The 5,205-nt window shown below is 65.1% G+C and carries 5 protein-coding genes; 4 read left to right on the forward strand and 1 reads right to left on the reverse strand.

Annotated elements, in window-relative coordinates:
* Window positions 1-27: 27 nt before the first annotated feature.
* Entirely contained in the window at window positions 28-1,098 is a 1,071-nt protein-coding gene (trpD, locus tag B4L26_RS17630; RefSeq protein ID WP_290720984.1) for an anthranilate phosphoribosyltransferase, read from the reverse strand.
* 179 nt (window positions 1,099-1,277) lie between these two features.
* Between trpD and B4L26_RS17635 the strand changes: the two genes are divergently transcribed.
* From B4L26_RS17635 to B4L26_RS17650, 4 genes are all read left to right on the forward strand, one after another.
* Complete coding sequence (locus B4L26_RS17635; RefSeq protein ID WP_290720987.1) at window positions 1,278-1,892, forward strand: cytochrome c oxidase subunit 3; 615 nt, start codon at window positions 1,278-1,280, stop codon at window positions 1,890-1,892.
* 44 nt (window positions 1,893-1,936) lie between these two features.
* Entirely contained in the window at window positions 1,937-2,845 is a 909-nt protein-coding gene (locus B4L26_RS17640; protein ID WP_290720989.1) for a cytochrome c, read from the forward strand.
* Window positions 2,842-3,996, forward strand: coding sequence for a ubiquinol-cytochrome c reductase iron-sulfur subunit (locus tag B4L26_RS17645; protein WP_290720991.1), 1,155 nt, complete (start codon window positions 2,842-2,844; stop codon window positions 3,994-3,996). Before B4L26_RS17640 ends, B4L26_RS17645 begins: the two co-directional genes overlap by 4 nt.
* Window positions 3,993-5,205, forward strand: a 1,213-nt coding sequence (locus B4L26_RS17650; protein WP_290720994.1) for a cytochrome b, incomplete at its 3' end; no start/stop codon positions are given. The genes B4L26_RS17645 and B4L26_RS17650, both read left to right, overlap by 4 nt.

Below are 5,205 nucleotides of genomic sequence, written 5' to 3' on the forward strand. Positions count from 1 at the left end.
GACTCGAGCGCCGTAGGCGAATTACCCTCAGGCCTGCGCCAGGGAGGTGCTGAGCCGCGCCCAGCGCTCGAGCACGTCGGCCGCACCGCCGGAGTCGATCGCCTCGGCCACACGACCAATCGCCTTCGCAAGCGCGGCGACCAGTTCTTCCCGACTCATCGGACCGGTCTGCGCCTCTGCCACGAGCGCCCCTCCTGCGTTCAACAGCACGGCGTCACGGACCGGCCCGGTGGCACCGGCGAACAGGTCGCGGGCCACGCGCGCGTTGTCCTGGGCATCGCCGCCCTGCAGTGCCGACAACTCAACTCGCGAAATACCAAGGTCCGCAGCCGGGTCGAGGCGATGCTGGGTGACCGTCTCCTCGGCGACCTGCCACACCGTCGACGTGCCCGTGGTCGTGAGTTCATCGAGACCGTCATCGCCGCGTACGACGAGGACCGAGGAACCCCGGTCGGCAAACGACTGCGCGAGCACTGGCGCCAGGTCGGGGAACGCGCATCCGATCAGGCCCGCCCGCGGCTGAGCCGGGTTGGTCAGCGGGCCCAACACGTTGAAGACCGTCGGCACGCCCAGCTCCTTGCGCGGCGGGCCGGTAAAGCGGAACGCCGGATGGAACACCGGGGCGAAGCAGAAACCGATCCCGACCTCCTCCACGCAGCGCGCCACGGCATCCGCATCCAGATTGATGGCCACGCCCAGCGCTTCGAGCACGTCGGCACCACCACTCTTCGACGACGCCGCCCGATTGCCGTGCTTGACCACCGGCACACCGGCAGCGGCGACGACGATCGACGCCATCGTCGAGATGTTCACGGTGTGCGAGCGATCACCCCCGGTGCCTACTACGTCAACCGCCGCGGTCTCGACTCGCACCCGCTTGGCGTGCTCGAGCATCGCCTCGGCGAGACCGTTCAGCTCCTCCGGTGCCGCGCCCTTCATCTTCACGGCGAGGCCAAACCCGGCAATCTGCGCGCTCGTCGCCGCATCGGCCATGATCTCGTTCATCGCCCACCGCGCCTGCTCTGCGGTCAGGTCGTGTCCATCGGTCACCAGACCGAGGACGAATGGCCAACTCAACTGCGGCTGATCAGTACTCACGCATCCACCCTAAACGAGGGGCCGAAGGCGGTTTGACCGACCGATTGGTACCCGATCGGCGCTGTAGACACGCCGAGCGCGGTCGCGCCGACATAGTTCTACCTGCAGCGCCATAAATTGTTTGAGCAATTTGGCTACCCCGGTGGTCACGCTTTACTACGAACCGTCATACTTCTTGTGTGACTAGCGCTGCAGGTACCCCGTCAACGGCCATCACGGCTCGGGTGCACTCGCTGAACCGGCCCAATATGGTCAGCGTCGGCACGATCGTGTGGCTCTCCAGTGAGCTGATGTTTTTCGCCGGGTTGTTCGCGATGTACTTCGTCGCCCGCGCGAACAACTCCGTCGGCGAGTGGCCCACGCCGCCGACCGAACTCAACCTCTGGCTGGCCGTCCCAGTGACCACCGTTCTGATCCTCTCCTCGGTGACGTGTCAGATGGGCGTGTTCGCAGCCGAGCGCGGTGATGTCTTCGGCCTGCGCCGCTGGTACATCCTGACGTTCATCATGGGTGCGTTCTTCGTCGGCGGTCAGGCCTACGAGTACGTCCACCTCGTCCAGCACGGCACCACGCTCTCGTCGAGCGCGTACGGCTCGGTCTTCTACATGGCCACCGGTTTCCACGGCTTGCACGTCATCGGCGGCCTCGTCGCGTTCATCTTCCTGTTGATACGCACCACGTTGTCCAAGTTCACGCCCGCGCAGGCGACGGCGGCCATCGTCGTGTCGTACTACTGGCACTTCGTCGACATCGTGTGGATCGCCCTGTTCGTCACCATCTACTTCATCCGCTAGCCCACCAACTCAGCCCGGTCAGTCCGCTTAGTAGAGAGTCACAGATGAGTACATCTCCACCGCGAACGTCGGATATCGCGAACGACGAAGCCGCCGCATCGGGGCGCTCGGTCAAGGCCCGGCGAAAGCTGCGCCGCCGCGCTTCGGGAACTGTCCTGCTGCTGGCCGGACTGCTCTCCGCCGGCGTTATCACCGCCCTGCTCACTCCGAAGGCCCAGGTCGCGGTCGCCGATCCCGCCAGCCAGTCGCAGGCGATGATCGACGCCGGCAAGCAGCTCTACGACACGTCGTGCATCAGCTGTCACGGCTCCAACCTGCAGGGTGTCGAGGACCGCGGACCGTCGCTCATCGGCGTCGGCGACGCGGCCGTCTACTTCCAGGTCTCCTCCGGCCGCATGCCCGCAGCCCGCAACGAGGCCCAGGTGACCCGCAAGCCCGCCAAGTTCACCGAGGCGCAGATCACCCAGCTCGGAAAGTTCGTCCAGTCCATCTCGGGCGGACCGCAGGTCTACTACGCACGCAACGCCGACGGGACGATCAAGACAGATGCCAACGGCATCCCGGTCGTGGCCCAGGAGTCCCTGCGCGGGAAGAACCTCGGCCGCGGCAGCGAGCTCTTCCGCCTCAACTGCGCGTCGTGCCACAACTTCACCGGCCGCGGTGGCGCACTGTCGTCGGGCAAGTTCGCCCCCAACCTCGACCCGGCCAATGAGCAGCAGATCTACACGGCCATGCTCACCGGGCCGCAGAACATGCCGAAGTTCAGCAACCGCCAGCTGTCCCTCGAGGAGAAGAAGGACATCATCGGCTTCATCAAGTACTCCTCGGAGTCCACCCAGCCCGGCGGACTCGGCTTGGGCGGGTTCGGCCCCGTCAGCGAGGGCATGGTCATGTGGGTCGTCGGCATCGGTGCGATCGTCACCTTTGCCATGTGGATGGGATCGCGGACATGAGCGCAACGGAAAACACCCCGACGAGCGAGGAACTCGCCGAGATGGACCGTGACGAGCTGGTCAAACTCGGCACCAACCTCGACGGTGTCGAGATCCTTCACCGCGAGCCCCGCTTCCCCGTCCCGGGCACCCGCGCCGAGAAGCGCGCCGCCCGCGCGGTCACCTTCTGGTTCACCCTCGCCGGCATCTCCGCGCTGGCGTGCCTGATCGTCTTCCTGTTCAACCACTGGGAATTCGTGATGCCGAACCAGCCGAACTACTGGCTGTACTCGTACAACACGCCGCTGCTGGGCATCACCTTCGGCCTTTCGATCCTCTCGATCGGCCTCGGTGTCGTCGCGATCACCAAGCGCTTCATCCCGGCAGAGATCGCAGTCCAGGACCGCCACGACGGCGGGTCGTCGGAGGTCGACAAGAAGACCACCGTTGCCCTGCTCGGCGATGCACTGGAGACCTCGACGCTGCCGCGCCGGAAGATGATCCTCGGTTCGGCGGCCTTCGGCCTGGGAGCCTTCGCGCTGACCGGCCTGATCGCCGCCCTCGGCGGATTCATCAAGAATCCCTGGGCCCTGCGGGACAAGGCACCGCTGTGGCACAGCGGATGGTCGCCGATCTACAACCCACCGGAGAACCCGAACGAGACGATCTTCCTGCGCCGTGACACCGGCAACCCCTACCAGGTTGCACTCATCCGTCCGGAGGATCTCGACGCCGGTGCGATGGAAACGGTGTTCCCGTGGCGCCCCTCAGACGGCCACGGCGAGACCGAGGAGTCCCGCCACAAGCTGCTGGAAGGCCTGCGCGCCGTCCGGAACCCCGTCATGCTGATCCGGCTGCGCCCCGAGGACGCCGCCAAGGTCATCAAGCGCAAGGGCCAGGAGAGCTTCAACTACGGCGACTACTACGCGTACACCAAGGTCTGCAGCCACCTCGGTTGCCCGACCTCACTGTTCGAGCAGCAGACCAACCGCATTTTGTGCCCGTGCCACCAGTCGCAGTTCAACGCGCTGGAGTACGCCAAGCCGATCTTCGGACCGGCTGCCCGCGCCTTGGCGCAGCTACCACTCACGGTGAACAACCAGGGCTACATGGTCGCCGCAGGTGACTTCATCGAGCCCGTCGGACCGGCATTCTGGGAGCGGAAATCATGACCACCATCGCCGATCGCCTCGGAACACAGGCTGAGGAAGTCGATTCGCGCTACCACCTTGCTGCGGGCATGCGCCGGCAGATCAACAAGGTGTTCCCCACCCACTGGTCGTTCCTGCTGGGTGAGGTCGCGCTCTACTCGTTCGTCATCCTGCTGCTCTCGGGCGTGTACCTCACGCTGTTCTTCGACCCGTCGATGGCCCACGTCATCTACCACGGCGACTACCAGCCGCTCAACGGCGTCATGATGAGCCGGGCGTACGAGACGACGTTGAACATCTCCTTCGAGGTGCGCGGCGGCCTGTTCGTCCGTCAGATCCACCACTGGGCCGCGCTGCTATTCGCCGCGTCGATCATCATCCACATGGTTCGCATCTTCTTCACCGGTGCGTTCCGCCGTCCGCGCGAGGCCAACTGGATCATCGGCTGCCTGCTGCTGCTGCTGGCGATGTTCGAGGGCTTCTTCGGTTACTCGCTCCCCGACGACCTGCTCTCGGGCACCGGCGTCCGCGCAGCCATGAGCGGCATCGTCCTGGGTATCCCGCTCGTCGGCACCTGGATCCACTGGGCATTGTTCGGCGGTGACTTCCCCGGCGACATCATCATCCCGCGCATGTACGTGCTGCACATCCTGCTGTTCCCGGCGATCATCCTGGCACTGATCGGCGCGCACCTTGCGCTTGTCTGGTACCAGAAGCACACACAGTTCCCCGGCCCGGGCCGCACCGAGCGCAACGTCGTCGGCGTCCGCATCCTCCCGGTGTTCGCCGCCAAGGCCGGCGCGTTCTTCGCGATCACCTTCGGCGTGCTGTCGCTGATGGCCGGCGTCTTCCAGATCAACCCGGTGTGGACCATCGGTCCGTACAACCCGGCTCAGGTCTCCGCAGGTTCGCAGCCCGACATCTACATGCAGTGGACTGACGGTCTGGCCCGCTTGATGCCGCCGTGGGAGATCTACTTCGGCAATCACACGATCCCGGCGATCTTCTGGGTCGTCGTCATCATCGGCGTGATGTTTGCCGGCATGTTCTCCTACCCCTGGATCGAGAAGCGCCTCACCGGCGATGACGCTCATCACAACCTGCTGCAGCGCCCGCGCGACGTTCCGGTGCGCACCGGCATCGGTGCGATGGCGATCTCGTTCTACGCGATCATGACGCTGTCTTGTATGAACGACATCATCGCGTTCAAATTCCACATCTCGCTGAACG

The organism is Gordonia sp. UBA7599 (assembly GCA_002477755.1).
Lineage (GTDB): Bacteria > Actinomycetota > Actinomycetes > Mycobacteriales > Mycobacteriaceae > Gordonia.

What these genes read in the sequence shown, in the direction of transcription:
- B4L26_RS17640 (WP_290720989.1), top strand. Translation starts at nt 1,937, where the DNA reads ATGAGTACATCTCCACCGCGAACGTCGGATATCGCGAACGACGAAGCC.
- B4L26_RS17645 (WP_290720991.1), top strand. Translation starts at nt 2,842, where the DNA reads ATGAGCGCAACGGAAAACACCCCGACGAGCGAGGAACTCGCCGAGATG.